The organism is Humibacillus xanthopallidus, assembly GCF_044793955.1.
Lineage (GTDB): Bacteria > Actinomycetota > Actinomycetes > Actinomycetales > Dermatophilaceae > Humibacillus > Humibacillus xanthopallidus_C.
This window is the reverse complement of sequence record NZ_CP084995.1, coordinates 68,045-88,581: the sequence shown is the minus strand read 5'-3', so window position 1 is coordinate 88,581 and position 20,537 is coordinate 68,045. Positions and strand designations below refer to the sequence as shown.

General features: G+C 71.4%; 19 protein-coding genes. 14 read left to right on the top strand and 5 right to left on the bottom strand.

All coding sequences use genetic code 11. The features are described from left to right. The first annotated feature begins 26 nt into the window (after window positions 1-26). From LG278_RS00400 to LG278_RS00390, 3 genes are read left to right on the top strand one after another with little or no spacing between them, the layout of a single operon-like run. A complete protein-coding gene (locus LG278_RS00400; RefSeq protein WP_404389823.1) occupies window positions 27-752 on the top strand; it encodes a TSUP family transporter in 726 nt (241 codons plus the stop codon). Further along, on the top strand, window positions 746-2,314 hold the full coding sequence (gene glpK / locus LG278_RS00395; RefSeq protein WP_404389821.1) for a glycerol kinase GlpK: 1,569 nt from the start codon (window positions 746-748) through the stop codon (window positions 2,312-2,314). The genes LG278_RS00400 and glpK overlap by 7 nt, the downstream gene beginning before the upstream one ends. Continuing rightward, window positions 2,311-4,035, top strand: coding sequence for an FAD-dependent oxidoreductase (locus LG278_RS00390; protein WP_404389819.1), 1,725 nt, complete (start codon window positions 2,311-2,313; stop codon window positions 4,033-4,035). The genes glpK and LG278_RS00390 overlap by 4 nt, the downstream gene beginning before the upstream one ends. A 49-nt stretch (window positions 4,036-4,084) precedes the next feature. On the opposite strand, the gene LG278_RS00385 is transcribed toward LG278_RS00390, so the two are convergent. Continuing rightward, complete coding sequence (locus tag LG278_RS00385; RefSeq protein ID WP_404389817.1) at window positions 4,085-4,525, bottom strand: SRPBCC family protein; 441 nt, start codon at window positions 4,523-4,525, stop codon at window positions 4,085-4,087. 41 nt (window positions 4,526-4,566) lie between these two features. Next, a complete protein-coding gene (locus tag LG278_RS00380; RefSeq protein ID WP_404389815.1) occupies window positions 4,567-4,872 on the bottom strand; it encodes a MerR family transcriptional regulator in 306 nt (101 codons plus the stop codon). 148 nt (window positions 4,873-5,020) lie between these two features. Between LG278_RS00380 and LG278_RS00375 the strand changes: the two genes are divergently transcribed. Both LG278_RS00375 and LG278_RS00370 read left to right on the top strand, forming a co-directional pair. Beyond that, window positions 5,021-5,452 carry an Hsp20/alpha crystallin family protein gene (locus LG278_RS00375; protein WP_404389813.1) on the top strand — a complete coding sequence of 144 codons (432 nt, stop codon included), beginning with the start codon at window positions 5,021-5,023 and terminating at the stop codon, window positions 5,450-5,452. A 15-nt stretch (window positions 5,453-5,467) separates the two neighbouring features. Continuing rightward, complete coding sequence (locus tag LG278_RS00370) at window positions 5,468-5,803, top strand: hypothetical protein (RefSeq protein ID WP_404389811.1); 336 nt, start codon at window positions 5,468-5,470, stop codon at window positions 5,801-5,803. A 186-nt stretch (window positions 5,804-5,989) separates the two neighbouring features. Here LG278_RS00370 and LG278_RS00365 read toward each other — a convergent pair whose 3' ends face one another. Both LG278_RS00365 and LG278_RS00360 read right to left on the bottom strand, forming a co-directional pair. Then, window positions 5,990-6,658 carry a class I SAM-dependent methyltransferase gene (locus tag LG278_RS00365; protein ID WP_404389809.1) on the bottom strand — a complete coding sequence of 223 codons (669 nt, stop codon included), beginning with the start codon at window positions 6,656-6,658 and terminating at the stop codon, window positions 5,990-5,992. Window positions 6,659-6,729: 71 nt separating this feature from the next. Further along, window positions 6,730-7,530: a helix-turn-helix transcriptional regulator gene (locus tag LG278_RS00360; RefSeq protein WP_404389807.1), complete on the bottom strand. Its 801-nt coding sequence runs from the start codon at window positions 7,528-7,530 to the stop codon at window positions 6,730-6,732. Between the two features lie 88 nt (window positions 7,531-7,618). On the opposite strand from LG278_RS00360, the gene LG278_RS00355 reads away from it, so the two are divergent. The 9 genes from LG278_RS00355 to LG278_RS00315 all read left to right on the top strand — a co-directional run bounded on the left by LG278_RS00355 (window position 7,619) and on the right by LG278_RS00315 (window position 20,152). Then, window positions 7,619-7,918: a DUF2249 domain-containing protein gene (locus LG278_RS00355; RefSeq protein ID WP_404389805.1), complete on the top strand. Its 300-nt coding sequence runs from the start codon at window positions 7,619-7,621 to the stop codon at window positions 7,916-7,918. Window positions 7,919-7,982: 64 nt separating this feature from the next. Continuing rightward, entirely contained in the window at window positions 7,983-10,697 is a 2,715-nt protein-coding gene (locus LG278_RS00350) for a multicopper oxidase domain-containing protein (protein WP_404389803.1), read from the top strand. A gap of 22 nt (window positions 10,698-10,719) precedes the next feature. After that, window positions 10,720-11,163, top strand: a complete 444-nt coding sequence (locus tag LG278_RS00345; RefSeq protein ID WP_404389801.1) for a hemerythrin domain-containing protein — start codon at window positions 10,720-10,722, stop codon at window positions 11,161-11,163. 117 nt (window positions 11,164-11,280) lie between these two features. Next, on the top strand, window positions 11,281-15,048 hold the full coding sequence (locus LG278_RS00340) for a nitrate reductase subunit alpha (protein WP_404389799.1): 3,768 nt from the start codon (window positions 11,281-11,283) through the stop codon (window positions 15,046-15,048). Then, window positions 15,048-16,748 carry a nitrate reductase subunit beta gene (narH, locus tag LG278_RS00335; RefSeq protein ID WP_404389797.1) on the top strand — a complete coding sequence of 567 codons (1,701 nt, stop codon included), beginning with the start codon at window positions 15,048-15,050 and terminating at the stop codon, window positions 16,746-16,748. Before LG278_RS00340 ends, narH begins: the two co-directional genes overlap by 1 nt. Continuing rightward, the gene (narJ, locus tag LG278_RS00330) at window positions 16,745-17,443 is read left to right on the top strand and encodes a nitrate reductase molybdenum cofactor assembly chaperone (protein ID WP_404389795.1); all 699 of its coding nucleotides are present in this window, start codon (window positions 16,745-16,747) and stop codon (window positions 17,441-17,443) included. Before narH ends, narJ begins: the two co-directional genes overlap by 4 nt. Further along, window positions 17,440-18,189: a respiratory nitrate reductase subunit gamma gene (narI, locus tag LG278_RS00325; RefSeq protein WP_404389793.1), complete on the top strand. Its 750-nt coding sequence runs from the start codon at window positions 17,440-17,442 to the stop codon at window positions 18,187-18,189. Before narJ ends, narI begins: the two co-directional genes overlap by 4 nt. A gap of 79 nt (window positions 18,190-18,268) precedes the next feature. Next, on the top strand, window positions 18,269-19,498 hold the full coding sequence (locus tag LG278_RS00320; RefSeq protein WP_404389791.1) for an MFS transporter: 1,230 nt from the start codon (window positions 18,269-18,271) through the stop codon (window positions 19,496-19,498). Between the two features lie 297 nt (window positions 19,499-19,795). Beyond that, window positions 19,796-20,152: a cupin domain-containing protein gene (locus LG278_RS00315; protein ID WP_404389789.1), complete on the top strand. Its 357-nt coding sequence runs from the start codon at window positions 19,796-19,798 to the stop codon at window positions 20,150-20,152. 159 nt (window positions 20,153-20,311) lie between these two features. Here LG278_RS00315 and LG278_RS00310 read toward each other — a convergent pair whose 3' ends face one another. After that, window positions 20,312-20,515 carry a hypothetical protein gene (locus LG278_RS00310; RefSeq protein WP_404389787.1) on the bottom strand — a complete coding sequence of 68 codons (204 nt, stop codon included), beginning with the start codon at window positions 20,513-20,515 and terminating at the stop codon, window positions 20,312-20,314. Between the last annotated feature and the right edge of the window lie 22 nt (window positions 20,516-20,537).

The following is a 20,537-nucleotide window of genomic DNA, read 5'->3' as shown; positions in this document are numbered from 1 at the left end:
GACGAGGCACGGCGGGAGAGGACGACATGACGACCGAGCTGGTGCTGCTGCCCCTCGGGGTGGTGGCCGGCGCGCTCACCCAGCGGATCACCGGGATCGGATTCGCGCTCGTGTGCGCGCCTCTGCTGGTGCTCATCGCCGGGCCGTTCGAGGGTGTCGTGCTGTCCAACCTGCTCGGGCTCGCCGTCAGCATCGTTGTCTTCGTGACGCTGTGGCGTGACACGGAGTGGCGCAAGGGCCTGCTTCTCGTCGTCCCAGCCCTCGTCGCGATCCCCTTCGGTGCGTGGGTCGCTCGCAACGTGCCGCCCGCACCGCTGATGGTCATCATCGGCGTCACCGTCATCATCGCGCTCGGGGCCGTCGTGCTGAGCGAGCGCGCCCGGGTGCTCCGCGGCACCGGAGGGGCCGTGGTCGCGGGCGGGGCGAGCGGCTTCATGAACGTCACCGCGGGCGTCGGCGGGCCGGCCATCGTGCTGTATGCCGTGAGCACCGCCTGGGAGCACCGCAAGTTCGTCGCGACCTTCCAGTTCTACTCGATCTTCGTCAACGTGGCCTCGCTCGCCGCCAAGGGTGGGCTGCCACAGGTCTCGCCCGCGGCGCTCGTCATCTCCTTCGGGGCGCTGGCCGTCGGGCTCGTCGGAGGGGAGTTCCTCTCGCGTCGGGTCGACCACGAGCTCGCCCGGCGCCTCGCCATCGGGCTGGCGCTGGCCGGCGCCACCTTCACCGTCGTCAAAGGAGTCCTCGCATGGTGACCGCTCCACCACGGCCGGCCCTGAGCTCAGGACGGTCCTTCGTGGCCGCCATCGACCAGGGCACGACGAGCACCCGGTGCCTCGTCGTCGACGACCAGGCGCGCGTGGTCGCCACCGCGCAGGTCGAGCACGCGCAGCACTACCCGCAGCCGGGCTGGGTCGAGCACGACCCCCTCGAGATCTGGCGCAACACCGTGCACGTCGTCGAGCAGGCCCTCGAGAACGCCGGGCTGCAGGCCACCGACCTCGCGGCCTGCGGCATCGCCAACCAGCGTGAGACCGTCGTCGTCTGGGACCGCGTCACGGGCGAGCCCGTGCACCCCGCGATCGTCTGGCAGGACACGCGCACCGAGGCGACCTGCACACGGCTGGCCGCCGACCCCGAGACCGACAGTCTCTTCCGTGCGGTGACGGGGCTGCCGCTGTCGTCCTACTTCAGCGGACCCAAGATCGCCTGGGTGCTCGACCACGTCGAGGGCGCCCGGGGGCGCGCGGGAAGGGGCGACCTGCTGGCCGGCACGGTCGACTCGTGGCTCATCTGGAAGCTCACGGGCGGGCCGGAGGGTGGCCAGCACGTCACCGACGTCACCAACGCCTCGCGGACGCTGCTCATGGACCTGCGACGGCTGGAGTGGAGCCCCGAGCTGGCCTCCCGGCTCGACGTGCCCGTCGAGGTGCTGCCCCGCATCCACCGCTCGTCCGAGGTCTATGGGCTCGGGCACGGGGACGGCCCGTTGCCGGGCGTGCCGGTGGCCGCGGCGCTCGGCGACCAGCACGCGGCCCTCGTCGGGCAGGGCTGCTTCGAGCCGGGCTCGTCGAAGAGCACCTACGGCACCGGCGGCTTCCTCCTGTGCAACACCGGTGAGGAGATCGTGCGCAGCGAGCACGGCCTGCTCTCGACGGTCGCCTACCAGCTCAACGACGGGCCGCCCTGCTACGCCCTCGAGGGATCGGTCGCCGTCGCCGGATCCCTCATCCAGTGGCTCCGCGACCGCCTCGAGCTGATCCGCGACGTCGCGGAGGTGGAGTCACTGGCCGCGAGCGTGCCCGACAGCGGCGGCGCCTACGTCGTGCCCGCCTTCTCCGGCCTGTTGGCCCCCCGCTGGCGACCCGACGCCCGGGGCGTCATCGCCGGCCTCACGGCATACACCTGCAAGGCGCACCTCGTGCGCGCGGCGCTCGAGGCCACCTGCTTCCAGACCCGCGAGGTCGTCGAGGCGATGCGCGCCGACACCGGCCACCCGATCGACGAGCTGACCGTCGACGGGGGCATGGTCGCCAACTCGCTGCTCATGCAGCTGCAGTCCGACACGCTCCAGGTGCCCCTCAGCGCGCCCGCGGTGACCGAGACGACGGCGCTCGGCGCCGCCTTCGCCGCGGGCCTGGCCGTCGGGGTGTGGGACGACCTCGAGTCCGTCGCGGCCGTGTGCCACCGCGGCCGCCGCTGGCGACCCGACCCCGCCTCTGCCCTGCCCACGACCGGCTGGCGCGAGTGGAACCGCGCCGTCGACCGGTCACTCGACTGGGCCCCGTCCGACCAGCTCGTCAAGGAGAACGCGTGAACGCCCGAGACACCATCGACCGTGCCCACCACGAAGCCTCGTGGGACCAGCTGCAGGACGGCGCCTACGACGTGCTCGTCATCGGCGCCGGGGTGACCGGCGCCGGGGTGGCGCTCGACGCCGCGACCCGCGGCCTGCGCACCGCCGTCGTCGAGATGCGCGACTTCGCCAGTGGCACCTCCTCGCGCTCGAGCAAGCTCTTCCACGGCGGCCTGCGCTACCTCGAGCAGCTCAACTTCCGCCTGGTCCGTGAGGCCCTGCACGAGCGCGAGCTCATGCTCACCCGCCTGGCGCCGCACCTCGTGCGGCCGGTGCCCTTCCTCTACCCGCTGAAGGGTCGGGTCTGGGAGCGGCCCTACGTCGGTGCGGGCCTCGCGCTCTACGACGCGCTCGCCGGGCGCAGCAGCGTGCCGCGCCACCGGCACCTGACCCGCACCCAGGCCCGGGCCCTGTGCCCGGCCCTGCGACCCGACGCGCTGGTCGGGGCGCTGCAGTACCACGACGCGCAGGCCGACGACGCCCGTCACACGATGATGGTGGCCCGGACGGCGGCGCACTACGGCGCCGTCGTGCGCTCCTCGACGAAGGTCGTGGGGCTCCAGCGCGACGGCGGGCGCGTCGTCGGCGCCGACCTGCTCGATGTCGAGACCGGCCGCACCGCGTCGGTCCGCGCCTCCGTCGTGATCAACTGCACCGGCGTCTGGACCGACGACGTGCAGGAGCTCGCCGACACGCGTGGTCGCTTCCGCGTGCGGGCCTCCAAGGGCGTGCACCTCGTCGTGCCGCGCGACCGGATCAACTCCGAGACGGGGCTCATCCTGCGGACCGAGCAGTCGGTGCTCTTCGTCATCCCCTGGGGCAACCAGTGGCTCGTCGGCACGACGGACACCGACTGGATGCTCGACAAGGCGCACCCGGCGGCCAGCCGCTCCGACATCGACTACCTGCTGTCGCAGGTGAACTCCGTCCTGACGACGCCGCTGACCCACGACGACATCCTCGGGGTGTATGCCGGGCTGCGGCCCCTGCTGTCAGGCGAGTCGGAGGAGACCAGCCAGCTCTCCCGCGAGCACGCGGTGGCCCGGCCGCTGCCCGGTCTGATCAGCGTGGCCGGGGGCAAGTACACGACCTACCGCGTCATGGCCCGGGACGCCGTCGATGCCGCGGTGGGCGACCTCGGTCGACCGGTGGCGCCGTCGGTGACCGACCGCACCCCGATCCTCGGGGCGGAGGGGTTCGAGGCGCTGAGCAACTCCGTCGAGGCACTGGCGGCCGAGTGGTCGCTCAGCCCGTGGCGGATGCGCCGGCTGCTCGACCGCTACGGCAGCCTCGTGACCGAGGTGCTCGAGGCCACCCGCACGGATGCGACCCTCCTCCAGCCGCTCGAGGGTGCCGACCAGTACCTCCGGGCCGAGATCCGCTATGCCGTCACCCACGAGGGTGCCCTGCACCTCGACGACATCCTCACCCGGCGGACCCGCATCTCGATCGAGGTCGCCGACCGGGGGCTCGAGGCCGTTCGTGGGGTCGCTGCACTCGTCGGCCCGCTGCTCGGCTGGGACGACGACGCTGCCGAGCTGGAGGTCGGCGCCTTCCGAGAGCGGGTGCGGGCCGAGCGCGAGTCGCAGACCCAGGTGGAGGACCACGCCGCAGACTCGGTGCGACGCTCGGCGGCCGACATCCGCGCGGGCCTGGCCTCCGTCGAGGGGGCCCGGTCGTAGGGCAGGCGCGCCCGTCGGCAGGCGCGCCCGCGCTGCCGATCGGGCGGGGTCAGCGGGCCTCGAGCACCTGCTTCAGCCTCGCGAGGTCCTTCGTCATGGCGCGGCGCATAGCGACCGCGACGACCGGTGCGCCGAGCCGGGCGAACCCCTTGGGATCGCCGGTGTTGCGCAGGGTCATCCGGGTCCGGTCTGCGCGCTGGGCCTCCCAGGTGTAGGTCGTCTGCATCGGGAAGGGACCCTCGGCCGTGCGCATGACGAGTCGCTGCTCGGGGACGAGCTCGGTGACCTCGTAGGTGTAGGACAGCGTGCGCCCGAGGAAGGTCGCGACGAACGCCATCCGCGAGCCGGGTGCGACCGGCGGCGGCGTCTCCCACTCCACCGATCTGATGTTGGCGTACCACTCCGGGGCGTTGCCGGGGTCGGAGGCGAAGGCCGCGACCTCGGCGATCGGGCGGTTGATCACGGTGTCGGTCATGACGTCGACGCTCACGGTCGGGTCCTTCGTGGTGGGGAGTTCGGTCGGGGGCTCGGTCAGGTGGTGGGTGGCGTGTCGGCGTCGATCTGGTCGCGCAGCTGCTGGTTCTCGTCCTGGAGGTCGAGCAGCAGGCCGATGCCGGTGAGGTTGACGCCCGCGTCGAGCAGGTCGGAGATGCGACGCAGCCGGGTCAGGTCGTTGGCACTGTAGCGCCGGGTGCCACCGTCGGTGCGGGCCGGCTCGAGCAGCCCGCGCGCCTCGTAGAGGCGGAGGTTCGCCGCGGGCAGGCCGACGAGCTCGGCGGCCACCGAGATGCCGTAGACGCCCTGGTCGCCGTCCGGCGTCGGGGGGCTCGCTGCCATGGCTCCTCACCTCCTCGGGAAAATCTACGGATGGCTCTTGCACCAGCATCCTCGCAGTGATACAAAAAATCTACAGCGCATGCCACAGATCGTGAGATGCGGTCGTGGCCACTTCGGAGCATCCCAGGACACGATGGAGGTGAAGACGATGCTGATGCGCACTGACCCTTTCCGTGATCTCGACCGATTCGCCCAGCAGATGCTGGGCACGAACGGCACCCTCGCCCGACCCTCGGTCATGCCGATGGACGCGTGGCGCGATGGGGACACCTTCCACGTCGAGTTCGACCTGCCGGGGGTCGACCCCGCCTCGATCGATCTCGACGTCGAGCGCAACGTCGTGACGGTCAGGGCCGAGCGGCCGAATCGGGCCAGCGACGCCGAGCTCATCGCCGCCGAGCGCCCGCGGGGCGTCTTCAGCCGGCAGCTCGTCCTCGGTGACAACCTCGACACCGAGCACATCGAGGCGAGCTATGACACCGGCGTGCTGACCCTGGCCATCCCGGTGGCCGAGAGGGCGAAGCCGCGCAAGATCGCCATCTCGACCAAGGACGAGCCGAGACAGGCCATCGGCGCCTGAGGTCAGGTGACAGCGATGTCCACCGAGCTGCTCGAGCCCCTGGTCGGGCCTCGTGACGAGGTCTCGGGCGAGGTCGCAGCCGAGGTCCTGCGCGACACGGACGACGCGTTCGTCGAGCTCGTCTGCGCCGACGACGACCTGCTCCGTGCCGAGTTCGAGGCGATCATCGAGGCGAACTGGCCCGCGACTCCACGCTCGTCGGCGGGGCTGCCGTGGCCCGAGCGGCCGAGCCCGCGACACGGCCGCCGGAGGACGGTGGCGCCGATCGCACCTCCGGTGCGCCGCGGCCCCGCAGCCGAACGCGGGGGACGGCAGCGCTCACCCCCGCGCGCTCCTCCCGGTTCGAGGTGATGCCGGGCCCGACGTAGGTACCGCGATCACCTCGAACCGGAGGGGAAATCAGCCTGGTTCGAGGTGATGCCGGGCCCGACGTGGGTGCCGCGATCACCTCGAACCGGAGGGGAAATCAGCGTGGTTCGAGGTGATCACGGGCCCGACGTGGGTGCCGCGATCACCTCGAACCGGGTGAGGGTCAGGTCAGAGGGGGAGTCGGCGCGCTCGCACGACGAGGTCGTGATGGTGGTGCGCGCCGGCTCCCTCGGTGACGTCGCGCTCCCGCTGCTCCTTCACCTCGATGACCCAGCCGTCCCCGAGGGCGGCGACGACGTCGTCGTGGCCGACGTAGTCGTCGGGGTCGAAGCCGTGGCTCTGCGCCACCGCCCGGTCGATCTCGGCGTGGTGCACGACGAGCAGCGTGCCGCCCGGGGCGACGGCGCCGAGGAGTGCGGCCTCCGCCGAGCTGTCGGGCGTGCGCATCAGCGCGGGGTAGAAGACCGTGACGAGGTCGAAGCAGCCGTCCCGCTCGGGCAGCTCGACCAGCCCCGACGAGACCCAGTCGACGTGGACGCCGGCCGCCTCGGCTGCAGCCCGGCTGCGCCCGAGGGCGTTGGTCGCCACGTCGATCGCCGTCACGCGCCAGCCGCGGCTCGCCAGCCAGATGGCGTCGGCGCCCTCACCGCACCCGACGTCGAGGACGCGACCGGGCGCCAGGTCCGAGACCTCGGCAACGAGGGCGACGTTGGGTTTGCCGCTCCACACGGGTGCACCGGCATACCGCTCCTCCCAGTCGGCGTGGCCGTGACCCGGGCGGTCGTTGCCGACGGGCCGCTCTGCGGCAGGGGCGTGCTGGCTGTCATGAGTGCTCACCCGTCCATCCTGAAGGTTCGCCGCGGGGTGAAGGCAACTGTCGTCGAGAGCGACAGCACCATAGGACCCGCTCAGCGCCTGTCGGGGCCCAGCTCGACGAGGCAGGCGCCCGGGCGGGCGAAGGGGACGAGGCGCAGCCCGACGCCGCCGTCGCCGGCCCGGTCGAGCGCCGACCGGAGCATCTCCTCGTGCATCGTGCAGACCACGCCAGGGTGCGCCCGCGCCGAGGCGAGCACGGGGCACGTGCGCAGCTCGATGCCGCCGTCGGGAGCGAGCTGTGGCGAGAAACCCGCAGTCGTCAGCAGGCCGACCACCGTCTCGACCGGGGTGGGGTCGCGGCGCGCCGGTCCGCCCGAGCCCTGCGCACGCCGTCCGGGGGACTGGCTGCCGGACGGGGCCTCAGTCAGCTGGGCCGCCCAGCGACGACCGATCGCCCGGGCGTGCACGTCGGGGTCCGTGGTGGTCTCCAGGTGCTCGGCCATCGCCGTGACGAGCTCGTCGGTCGCGACGGGACGGGCCACGCGGAGGGACTCGAGCACCAGTCGCCCCCGGTCGGTCAGCTGGTGGCCGAGGGCCGGACGGCCACGGGTGCCGGCCTCGAGCGCCGTCCGCATCACGAGGCCGTTGTCGACGAGCCGGGCCAGGTGCGCGCGCGTCGTGTTGGGGTGCCCGCCGAGCACGTCGACGAGGTCGCCGATCGTCGCCGGCCGGAGCGGTTCCTGCCACCCACGAGCCGTCGCCGACCCCTCCCCAGCGCTCGCCGCAGGCGCGCCGTCCATGCCGTGGCTCGCGAGCGCCTCGAGCACGCGCTCGCGGGCGGCAGGCACCTCCGGGAGGGCCGTCGGACCGTCGACGGGTGTCGGCTCCGTCACCCGGGTTGGCACCGAGGCAGCACGTGGGCTATTTTTCACATGGGCAGTGTATTAAATCGCTGCCGCCGACGCACCCCGAGGAGCCACCGTGACCATCCACGACCCGATCCCCGTCTCGGACGTCAGCGTCGCCGAGTGCTCCTGCGGCTGCGTGGACGCGGGTGAGCCCGAGCTCGACGTGCGGTCCATCCCGCACGCCATCCGCCACGCCACGGTCTTCGGCGCCCTCGGAGCCGTGCCGGCCGGCGGGACCCTGCGGCTGGTCGCACCGCACGACCCGCAGCCGCTCCTCGGGCAGATCGCCGAGCGCGAGGCGGGCACCATCGAGGTCACCTACCTCGTGCGCGGTCCGGAAGCCTGGACCCTGCGCCTCACACGCCGCAGCTGACGACGCGACGCCCCCGACGCCACGACGCACCGTGACCTCCCCATGAGCAACGCGTGAGCCACCCGTGAGCACCCGTCAGGTCGAACGGCCGGCCGCCTCCGCCCTGACCGGGCGTGGGGCGTGGCCGCTGCGCGACCACCCGACGACGCTCTGGCTCACGGCCGCCCTCGTGGTCGCTGCCGTCGGTCGCAGCCTGCCGGCGGCGGACTGGCTGGTCCTGCACCTCGTCGTCCTCGGCGCAGTCACGCACGCCGTCATGGTGTGGAGCACCCACTTCGCCCAGGCGCTGCTCAAGACGCCGGCCACGCTCGACAGCCGCCGACAGCAGGGCCGGCGGCTGGCGCTGCTGCTCGCCGGCTCGACGCTCGTCTTCGTCGGCGTCCCGTCGGGCTGGTGGTGGCTGACCCTGGCCGGCGCGACCTGCGCAGCCGGGGCGGTGGTGTGGCACGGCCTGCAGCTGTGGCGCCGTCTCCGGTCCGCCCTCCCGGGACGCTTCCGCATCACCATCCGCTACTACCTCGCCGCCGCCGCGTGCATGCCGGTGGGCGCCACCTTCGGGGTCCTGCTCGCCCGACAGCCCGCAGACCCGTGGCACGCCCGGCTGGTCGTCGCGCACTCGCTGATGATGGCGCTGGGCTGGCTCGGTCTCACGGTGACGGGCACCTTGGTCACCTTCTGGGCCACGATGCTGCGCGCTCGCATGGACGACCGCGCCGAAACCCTTGCGCGCCAGGCGCTTCCGATCCTGATCGGTGGGGTTCTGGTCTCCGTCGCCGGTGCCCTCATCGGGCTGAGCCCGCTGACCGCACTCGGGCTCGTCACGTATGCCGGTGGGCTGGCTTGGTGGGGAAGGGCGCTCATCGCTCCCGCTCGGCGCAGCCTGCCGCGCCGCTTCACGACGGTCTCCGCGGCGTGCGCGCTCTGCTGGTTCGCGGCCAGCGTCCTCGGCGTTGCCGTGCTGGTGGCCGTCACGCCGGACTGGGCCGGTGTCGGCGCCCGCTACGACCGTGTCGCGGCTGCGCTCGCGGTCGGGTTCGCGCTGCAGCTCGTGCTGGCCGCGCTGAGCCACCTCGTGCCCAGCGTGCTCGGCGGTGGGCCGGCAGCCCTGCGGGCCGGTCTCGACTGGTTCGAGCGGGCCGCCCCCTTCCGGGTGGTCGTGCTCAACCTCGGACTCGTGCTGTGGCTGCTCCCGCTTCCCGAGCCCACCCGGGTTGCGCTCGCCGTCCTCGTGGGGCTCGCCGTCGCGAGCTTCCTGCCCCTCGCCGGGCTGTCCGTGCGCGAGTCGGTGCGAGCGCGCCGGTCAGCTGCCGCCGCCGGGTCTGCCGGATCGGCCGGAGCCGCTGCTCCGCCCGAGCTCCTGACGATCGGCCGGGGCCCCGCGCCCGAGCGCGCCTTCTGGACGTCCACGCAGCTCGCCGTGGCCGGGTCCGTCGTGGCGCTCGTCGTCGCGACCAGCCTCGCCCTGTCTGGGGCCTCCGCCGGCGCAGGGGCAGGGGACGTCGCCCCCACCGGGCACACGACGACCGTCGACGTCGTGGCCGACGGGATGGCTTTCACCCCGGCCTCGGTGACCGTGCCGGCGGGCGACCGGCTCGTCATCCGGCTGACCAACCGCGACCGCACCACGACCCACGACCTCGTCCTCGACGCGGGCCAGCACACGCCCCGACTCGCCCCCGGGGCGACGGGGCAGGTCGACGTGGGAGTGGTCAGCGCCCCGATGGAGGGCTGGTGCTCCGTCGTCGGCCATCGGCAGATGGGGATGGTCCTGCAGGTGCTCGTCACGGGTGCCGCAGCCCCCCCGGGCACGGCGCAGGGTGCGATGGGCGGCGCGATGGGCGGCACGACCGGGCAGTCGGCGCAGGAGCCCGCCCCGTCGGGCCACGACGCCACCGGGCACCTGGGCCAGGGCGACCTCAGTGCCGACTTCACGGCATACGACCCTGAGCTGGCGCCGCTGACGCCCGAGCGCGTCCGCCGCGTCACCCTCACCGTCGAAGAGGTGGAGGTCGAGGTGGCGCCCGGCACGTGGCAGCGGCGCTGGACCTACAACGGCAGGTCGCCCGGACCCACCCTGCACGGTCGGGTCGGTGACGTCTTCGAGGTCACCCTCGTCAACCACGGCACGATCGGGCACTCCATCGACTTCCACGCCGGAGCCCGCGCACCGGACGAGGTCATGCGCACCGTGCCACCGGGGGCCAGCCTCACCTACCGCTTCACCGCGGCCCGGGCGGGCATCTGGATGTATCACTGCTCGACGATGCCGATGTCGGCCCACATCGGCGCGGGCATGGCAGGAGCCGTCGTCATCGAGCCCGCCGACCTGCCTGCCGTAGACCGCAGCTTCCTGCTCGTGCAGTCGGAGCTCTTCCTCGGTGCGAGCACAGCCCGTGGCTCGGCGGGCGAGGTCGACGCCGACAAGGCGCAGGCCGCGACCCCTGACGGGGTCACCTTCAACGGCGTTGCCTACCAGTACGACTCGTCGCCCCTGACCGCGCGCGTCGGCGAGCGCGTGCGCTTCTGGGTGCTCGACGCCGGACCCAACCGCGCCACGAGCTTCCATGTCGTCGGCGCGCAGTTCGACGCCGTCTGGGCCGAAGGGGACTGGCGGCTGCGGCCCGGCTCCTCGGGCGGCAGCCAGACCCTGGCCCTCGGTGCCGCCCAGGGCGGCTTCGTCGAGACCCGCTTCCCGGAGGCGGGTCACTACCCCTTCGTCAGCCACGTCATGGCGGACGCCGAACGCGGGGCGCACGGCATCGTGCGAGTGCGCCCGTGACCACCCTCGACGATCGGACCCGATGATGTGCAGCTACTGCGGATGTGCGGACTTCGAGGTCGTCGGTCGCCTCATGGCCGAGCACGAGCACATCGTCAACCACCTCGGAGCGTTGCGCGGAGGTCTCGACGACCCCGTGCGCCGTCGGGCAGCGGCGGAGGCGCTCGCAGCACACCTCACGCCGCACGTCGACGCAGAGGAGGCCGGCATCTTCACCGTCATGGCGCGCGACGAGCTCTTCACCGATCACATCTCCCGGCTGTGCGCCGAGCACGACGAACTCGACGAGCTGCTCGCGCGCGTGGCCGACGGCGAGGTGGCGCTCTACGCCCGCTTCGAGGACGCGCTGCGCGAGCACATCGACCGCGAGGACAACGGGCTCTTCCCCGCTGCCGCGATCCACCTCGGAGGCCCCGAATGGGACGAGGTCGATCGCCTTACCACGACAGCCCGAGGAGTCGCCTGATGAAAACTACGTGCAGTCGTAGGTCTAGTCACACGCGTCACAGCCGTGCCATGGTGCTGGGCATGGCAAGCGACGCGGGTGTCCTGTCAGTGCAACGACGCACGGGGAGGGTCGACCATGGCTGAGCGAGCGCGCCCGTCTGCGGGCTCGGCACCGGGTGTGGACGGGTCGGCCTCGGCGGCCCTGCTCAAGGCCGGCCGTTTCTTCACCCGGTGGGACGAGTCCGCCGACGGCAGAGCGGTCTACCGCGAGGGCGGCCGCGCCGGCGATGTGTTCTACCGAGACCGCTGGAGCCACGACAAGGTCGTCCGCTCGACCCACGGCGTCAACTGCACCGGCTCCTGCTCGTGGAAGGTCTACGTCAAGGACGGGATCATCACCTGGGAGACGCAGCAGACCGACTACCCCTCCGTGGGCCCCGACCGCCCGGAGTACGAGCCCCGTGGCTGCCCGCGAGGTGCCGCCTTCTCCTGGTACACCTACTCGCCCACCCGCGTGCGCTACCCCTACGTGCGCGGCGTCCTCCTCGAGATGTATCGCGAGGCCAAGGCCCGCCTCGGCGACCCGGTCGACGCCTGGCACGAGATCACGACCGACCCCGACAAGCGCCGCCGCTACCAGAGCGCCCGCGGCAAGGGCGGGCTCGTGCGCGCGTCGTGGGGCGAGGCCGTCGAGATCGCCGCCGCCGCGCACGTGCACACAATCAAGGAGTACGGCCCCGACCGCGTCGCCGGCTTCTCGCCGATCCCCGCGATGTCGATGGTGTCGCACTGCGTCGGCACCCGCTTCATTCAGCTCATCGGCGGCGTCATGACGAGCTTCTACGACTGGTATGCCGACCTGCCCGTTGCGAGCCCGCAGGTCTTCGGTGACCAGACCGACGTGCCCGAGTCGGGCGACTGGTGGGACGCGACCTACCTCATGATGTGGGGCTCCAACGTCCCCGTCACCCGCACGCCCGACGCGCACTGGATGGCCGAGGTGCGCTACCGCGGCACCAAGGTCGTCACTGTCAGCCCCGACTACGCCGACAACACGAAGTTCGCCGACGAGTGGATGCCCGCGCAGGCCGGAACCGACGCGGCGCTGGCGATGGCGATGGGCCACGTGCTCCTCAAGGAGTTCTTCGTCGACCGCGAGGTCTCCTTCTTCACCGACTACGTGCGCACCTACAGCGACCTGCCCTTCCTCATCCGCCTCGACCCGCCGGAGGAGGGGTATGCCGCCCCGTGGGGTGACGGGGCCACCGCACCTCTCGTGCCCGGTAAGTTCCTCACCGCCGCCGACCTCGCCGACGAGGGCGCGAGCGTGCCCGACGAGGACGCTTGGAAGACAGTGCTGCTCGACGATGCGACCGGTCAGCCGGTCGTGCCGAACGGCTCGATGGGCTTCCGCTACGCCGACTCGGGCAAGGGGCTGTGGAATCTCGACCTCGACGGCGTCAGCCCCGCACTGACGATGTCAGGTGAGGCTGCCGAGCCGGTCGAGGTGCTGCTGCCGGCCTTCGTCGAGCCCGACGGCACCAGGTCGGTGCTGCGACGCGGCGTGCCGGCTCGGCGCGTCGGCGGCTACCTCGTGACGACCGTCTACGACCTGATGCTCGCGCAGTACGGCGTCGAGCGTCCGGGCCTCCCGGGCAGCTGGCCCACCGGCTACGACGACGTGACCGCGCCCTATACGCCGGCGTGGCAGGCCGAGATCACCGGTGTGCCCGCCGAGCAGTGCATCCGCATCGCCCGCGAGTTCGCCACGAACTCCGAGCAGTCGCAAGGCCGCTCGATGATCATCATGGGCGCGGGCATCTGCCAGTGGTTCCACGGTGACGCGACCTACCGCGCGATCCTGTCGCTGCTCATCCTCACCGGGTGCATGGGCCGCAACGGCGGCGGCTGGGCCCACTACGTCGGCCAGGAGAAGTGCCGGCCGATCACCGGCTGGATCTCGCTCGCCAACGCCCTCGACTGGGGGCGGCCGCCGCGCACGATGACCGGCACGTCGTACTGGTACATGCACACCGACCAGTGGCGCAACGACGGCTACTCCGCCGACTCGCTCAACTCTCCTCTGGCCAGAGGGCATCTGGCCGGAAAGCACACCGCCGACACCATCGCGCAGTCCGCCCGCATGGGGTGGATGCCCTTCTACCCGCAGTTCGGCACCAACCCGCTCCAGGTGGCGGAGGACGCCCAGGCCGCCGTCGACGCGGGCACCGCCGCCAGCCCGGCGGCATACGTCGCCGGTGCCCTCCACGACGGCACGCTGACCGCGGCGATCGAGGACGTCGACGCCCCGGAGAACTGGCCGCGCACCCTCGTGCTCTGGCGCAGCAACCTCATGGGCTCCTCGGCCAAGGGCAACGAGTACTTCCTGCGCAACCTGCTCGGCACGCACCACAACGTCCTCGGTAGCGAGAACCCCATGGCACCAAGGCCCTCCGAGGTGAAGTGGCACGAGGAGGCGCCCGAGGGCAAGCTCGACCTGCTGCTCTCGGCCGACTTCCGCATGACGTCGACGACGCTGCTGTCCGACATCGTGCTGCCCGCGGCGACGTGGTACGAGAAGCACGACCTCAGCTCGACCGACATGCACCCGTTCGTGCACGCCTTCACGCCCGCCATCGACCCGCCGTGGGAGGCCAAGAGCGACTTCGAGCTCTTCCACCTGCTGGCCGAGAAGCTCTCCGACCTCGCGCGCACCCACCTCGGCGTGCGCAAGGACCTCGTCAGCGTGCCGCTCATGCACGACACGCCCGGTGAGACCGCCCAGCCGGGTGGACGAGCGGTCGACTGGCGCGCGTCCGGCCGGCCCGGCACGCCGGGCAAGACGATGCCGGTCTTCGCGCTCGTCGAGCGCGACTACACGGCGATCAGCGAGAAGCTCGCCACCGTGGGCCCGCTCGCCGACACGCTCGGCTTCACGGTCAAGAACGTCACCTACCGGGTCGAGGAGGAGGTGGCGCGTCTCGCCGCCAAGAACGGCGTCATGCTCGGCGGCGCCGGTGACGGCCGGCCGGCGATCGACACGGACGAGAAGATGGCCGAGGCGATCCTCACCTTCTCGGGCACGACGAACGGCCACCTGGCGGTGCAGGGCTTCCGCACTCTCGAGGAGCGCGTCGGCAAGAAGCTCGCCGACCTCGCCGAGGGGTCGGAGGAGAAGCACGTCACCTTCGCCGACACGCAGAGCGCGCCGGTCGCGGTCATCACCTCGCCGGAGTGGTCGGGCTCCGAGACCGGCGGGAGGCGCTACGCCCCCTTCACCGTCAACATCGAGCGACTGAAGCCCTTCCACACCCTGACGGGTCGGATGCACTTCTACCTCGACCACGACTGGATGCAGGACCTCGGTGAGGCCTTGCCCATCTATCGACCACCGCTCGACATGCATCGCCTCTTCGGCGAGCCGAAGCTCGGGCCCGACGGCTCCAAGCAGGTGACGGTCCGCTACCTCACGCCGCACTCCAAGTGGTCGATCCACTCGGAGTACCAGGACAACCTGCTGATGCTCTCGCTCTCACGCGGTGGGCCGACGGTGTGGATGAGCCCGCAGGACGCGACCTCGATCGACGTCAAGGACAACGACTGGGTCGAGTGCCTCAACACCAACGGCGTGCTCGTCGGGCGGGCCATCGTCAGCAGTCGTATGCCGGAGGGCGTGGTCTTCGTGCACCACGCCCAGGAGCGCACGATCGACGTCCCGAAGTCCGAGGCGACCGGCCGTCGCGGCGGCATCCACAACTCGGTGACGCGGCTGCTCGTCAAGCCGACCCACCTCATCGGCGGCTACGCCCAGCTGTCCTACACGTTCAACTACCTCGGACCGACCGGGAACCAGCGCGACATGGTCTCGACGGTCCGCAAGCGCTCGCAGGAGGTGACGTACTGATGCGAGTCATGGCCCAGATGGGCATGGTGATGAACCTCGACAAGTGCATCGGGTGCCACACGTGCTCGGTCACGTGCAAGCAGGCGTGGACCAACCGCGCCGGCACCGAGTACGTCTGGTTCAACAACGTCGAGACGCGGCCGGGGCAGGGCTATCCGCGGCGTTACGAGGACCAGGAGACGTGGAAGGGCGGCTGGACGCTGACCAACCGCGGCAACCTCAAGCTCAAGGCCGGCGGCCGGGTGCAGAAGCTGCTCGGCATCTTCGCCAGCCCGGTGCAGCCCAAGCTCGCCGACTACTACGAGCCGTGGACCTACGACTACCAGACGCTCATCGAGGCGCCGCTCGGCGACGACTTCCCGGTGGCGCGGCCGAAGTCGCTCATCACCGGCGAGAACACGAAGATCACGTGGTCGGCCAACTGGGACGACAACCTCGGCGGCTCGAGCGAGATGGGTGAGCTCGACCCGATCGTCGCCAAGCTCAACGCCTCGGTGCGGCGCGAGTCGGAGGAGAAGGTCCGCTTCGAGCTCGAGAAGACCTTCATGTTCTACCTCCCGCGCATCTGCGAGCACTGCCTCAACCCCTCGTGCATGGCGTCGTGCCCCTCCGGCGCGATCTACAAGCGGGAGGAGGACGGCATCGTCCTCGTCGACCAGGACCGCTGCCGCGGCTGGCGCCAGTGCATCACCGGGTGCCCGTACAAGAAGATCTACTTCAATCACAAGAGCGGCAAGGCCGAGAAGTGCACCTTCTGCTACCCCCGCGTCGAGGTGGGCCTGCCGACGGTGTGCTCCGAGACCTGCGTCGGGCGGCTGCGCTACCTCGGGCTCTTCCTCTACGACGCCGACCGGGTCACGGCCGCGGCGGCGACCCCCGACGAGGGCGACCTCTACGAGGCTCAGCTCGACCTGCTGCTCGACCCGAGCGACCCCGCGGTCATCGCGGCCGCCCGGCGCGACGGCATACCGGACGACTGGATGGACGCGGCGCGGCGGTCGCCCGTCTACGCGCTCGCCAAGACCTACCGCGTCGCGTTGCCGCTGCACCCGGAGTACCGCACGATGCCGATGGTCTGGTACGTCCCGCCGCTGTCGCCGATCGTCGACGTGTTGTCGTCGCAGGGTCACGACGCCGAGGACCGCGGCGTGCTCTTCGGCGCCATCGAGAGCCTGCGCATCCCCGTCGACTACCTCGCCGAGCTCTTCACCGCGGGCCGCACCGACATCATCACCGAGGTGCTCCAGAAGCTCGCCGCGATGCGCGCCTACATGCGAGACGTGTCGCTCGGGCGTGACGGTGACCCCGCGATCCCCGCGGCCGTCGGCATGAGCGAGGAGACGCTCTACGAGATGTATCGCCTCATGGCGATCGCGAAGTACGCTGACCGCTACGTCATCCCGACCGCCCACGTCGAGCGTGCCCACGAGCTCGAGGAGATCGGCTGCTCGCTCGACTTCGACGAGGGGCCGGGGATGTACGAGTCCGGCCCGTTCGGCGAGGCGAGCGGCCGGCCGGCGCCGGTGGCCGTCGAGACGTTCAACGCGCTCAAGCAGCGCCAGACGTCCGACTCCGCCATGACGACGACGTCCAGCGGCGAGCTGCGCGGCCGCGTCAACCTGCTCAACTGGGACGGCAACGGTGCGCCCGACGGGCTCTTCCCCGGCACGACGGAGAAGACACCGGAGGGGCAGCAATGATCGGGCTGAAGCGCCGGGCCGAGCGTCGCCGCGAGCAGCAGGACCACCGCGTGGTGCACCTCGTCGCTGCGCGCTGCCTCGACTATCCCCGTGAGGAGCTCGTCGCGTCACTGCCGACGTTGCTGAGTGCCCTTGCCGAGCAGGGGGATTCGCCCGGAGCACGCGAGCTGCAGCCGCTGGTCGAGCACCTCGGCTCCCGCCCGCTCGAGGACCTGCAGCGCGCCTACGTCGACACCTTCGACCTCAGTCGCAAGCACGCGCTCTACCTCTCCTACTGGACCGACGGGGACACGCGCCGACGGGGCGAGGTGCTGGGACGGTTCAAGACGGCATACCGCCGCAGTGGTTTCCTCGTCGACACGCACGGTGAGCTGCCCGACTACCTTCCCATGGTGCTCGAGTTCGCGGCGTGTGCTGACGCAGCCGCCGGAGCGGAGCTGCTCCAGGACTATCGAGCGAGCCTCGAGCTGCTGCGAATCGCCTTGCTGGAGAAGGAGAGTCCGTATGCCGCCGCGACCGTTGCCGTGTGCGCCACCCTCCCCGGGCCGTCCCCGGTCGACCGCGCGGCGGTGATGGAGATGGTCGGCATGAGTGGGCCGCACCCGACCGAGACCGTGGGGCTCGACCCCTACGACCCGAGACTCCTTCCGCTGCAACCGGTCTCGTCGGCTGGGGCCGTGGGGGTGACGTCATGAGCACCTTCCTCTGGGGCGTCCTGCCCTACCTCTGCGTCGCGAGCCTCGTCGGCGGCACGATCTGGCGCTACCGCTACGACAAGTTCGGCTGGACGACCCGGTCGTCGCAGCTCTACGAGTCGCGCCTGCTGCGCATCGGCTCGCCGCTCTTCCACTTCGGCATCCTGCTCGTCTTCTTCGGGCACGTCGGCGGGCTGCTCATCCCCGAGTCGTGGACCGAGGCGGTCGGCGTCACCGAGGGGATCTACCACTTCAACGCGCTGCTCTTCGGCGGCATCGCGGGGGTGTGCACGCTCGTCGGCATCCTCATCCTCGTCTACCGCCGGCGCACGACCGGGCCGGTCTTCATGGCGACGACGAAGAACGACAAGCTGATGTATGTCCTGCTCGTCGCCGCCATCGTGCTCGGTCTCTGGACGACGCTGGTCAGCGTCGGGGCCGGTCATGACGCGCACAACTACCGCGAGACGGTCTCTCCGTGGTTCCGGTCGGTGCTGCTCTTCCGGCCCGACGTGGCCGCGATGGCGGCGGCACCCATCCAGTTCCACATCCACGCGCTCGTCGGCATGCTGCTCTTCGCCCTCTGGCCGTTCACGCGGCTCGTGCACGCCTTCACCGCGCCGCTCAACTACCTCTTCCGGCCCTACATCGTCTATCGCTCACGCGACCGTCAGGTGTCGGGCTCGCGCGAGAGCCGGCCCGGCTGGAGCGGCATCGGCACCTCCGACCGCGACCGGCAGCGCTGAGCTCGTCTGAGCTCGACTGAGCACCGACCGACCTACTGACCCACGCACGCACGGACCCACGCACGGATCGAGGAGAGCCATGAGCAGGAGCGCACCGACAGCGGCCGCGCCGCGAGTCGACCTGAACGGCCAGGGCAAGAATCTCGCCCTCGCGACCTGGGCGTTCGCCGTGACCTTCTGGGCGTGGAACCTCATCGGGCCGCTCGGCGTGCGCTACACCGCGGAGATGCAGCTGAGCAGCAGCCAGAAGGCGCTGCTCGTTGCGACTCCGGTGCTCGTCGGCGCGGTGGGCCGCATCCCCGTCGGGGCGCTCACCGACCGGCACGGCGGTCGCATCATGTTCCCCGTCCTGACGCTGCTGAGCGTGCCGTTCGTGCTGCTCGTCGCGCTGGCCGGCAACCTCAAGTCGTTCCCGCTGATGCTGCTCTTCGGCTTCTTCCTAGGCATCGCCGGCACGACGTTCGCCATCGGGGTGCCTTTCGTCAACGCGTGGTACCAGGCCGATCGGCGCGGCTTCGCCACCGGCGTCTTCGGCGCGGGCATGGGCGGCACGGCGCTGTCGTCGGCGCTCACCCCGCGCATGGTCACGTGGTTCGGCTACACCATGACGCACGTCATCATCGCCCTGATGCTCGTCGCGACCGCAGCCCTGTGCTGGTTCGCGATGCGCAACTCGCCGGTGTGGAAGCCCAACAACGACCCCGTCGTGCCCAAGCTGGCGGCGGCGATCAAGCTGCCGGTGACCTGGCAGATGTCGCTCCTCTACGCCGTGGCGTTCGGTGGCTTCGTCGCCTTCTCCACCTACCTGCCGACGCTGCTCAAGGACGTCTACTCCTTCGACCTCACCGCGGCGGGCACCCGCACGGCCGGCTTCGCCATCGCGGCGGTCGTCGCGCGCCCCATCGGCGGCATGCTGTCGGACCGCATCGGCCCGAGGGCGGTCGTCGCCATCTCGATGGCCGGCACCGCGGCGCTGGCCGCCGTGCTCGCCTTCGAGCCCCCTCTGGAGCTGCCCGCCGGCGCGGCGTTCGTCTCGATCGCCTTCTTCCTCGGCCTCGGCACCGGTGGCGTCTTCGCCTGGGTCGCCCAGCTGGCACCACCGGAGCGAGTCGGCAGCGTGACCGGACTCGTCGGTGCTGCCGGTGGGCTGGGCGGCTACTTCCCGCCGCTGGTGCTCGGCGCCACCTACGGCCTGGTGTTCGAGCACTACGGCTTCGGCCTGATGCTCCTGTGCGTGGTCGCCCTCGCGGCCCTGGCCTTCGCCCTGCTCGGCGTCAAGGAGGCCAGGCGCAAGCCGGCCACCCCCTGACCGCCCCTCCCTGATCGAGAGAGCGATCCGCGCGCCCGAAGGGCGCGCGGATCGCTCTCTCGATCAGGGTTGAGTGGCGACCGGCTCGAGCGCGTGCTGGCGGGCGATGCCTTCGCGGACGTGCTCGCCGAGCGTCAGCCTCTCGAGGGACAAGCCGGCGCGCACTAGTCTGCGCAGGTGCCCACCGAGCCCGTGCCCCCACCGCTACCCACCCCCGATCGAGAGAGCGATCCGCGCGCCCCCGGAGCGGACGAATCGCTCTCTCGATCGGGGTTGAGTGGCGATCGTCTCGAGCGGGTGCTGGCGCACGATGCCTTCTCGGACGTGCTCGTCGAGCAGGTCGCACCCGGGGAGCGGGTGGTCGCCGGCTCGCCGACCGCTGCCGTGACGACGCTGGGTGAGGTCGGCGACGGGACGGGCGCCGGGACTGGAGCCGAGGCCGGGCTCTGGGAGATGACCCCCGGCACGGCCACCGACGTCGAGGCCGAGGAGATCTTCGTCGTGCTCTCAGGTCGGGCGACGCTGACCTTCGAGGCGGACGGGGAGACGATCGAGCTCGGTCCGGGCGTCGTCGTGCGGCTTCGCGACGGAGAGCGCACCACCTGGACCGTCCACGAGACGATCCGCAAGGCCTACCTCACCCCGCGCACCTGAGCTCGCGCCACGACCAGAGCCACCACCCCCAGACCCCCGCCCCCGCAACACACCGAGCAATCGCCAACTCCACGCGGTGTGCCACGTCGAGTTGGCGATTGCTCGGTGTGTTGCGCAGCGGGTCGGCCCTCGGCGGTGGGGCGGGCGCAGCGAGGCGGGTCAGGCGCGGCGGGCCCGGGCCTGCGCCTTGGCCTTCTTGCGGCCCAGGAAGCGGCTACCGGACTGCAGGGCGCGGCTCAGGGTGCTCGGGCCGTTGCGACGCTCGAGCGTGGTGCCGAGTCGTCCGAGGACCATGCTGGCCAGGGGTGCGACGAGCACCGTGATGAGCCAGAGTCGGGCGCGGCGGGAGAAGAAAGCCCACATGGGGAGGTCCTTTCGGCGAGGG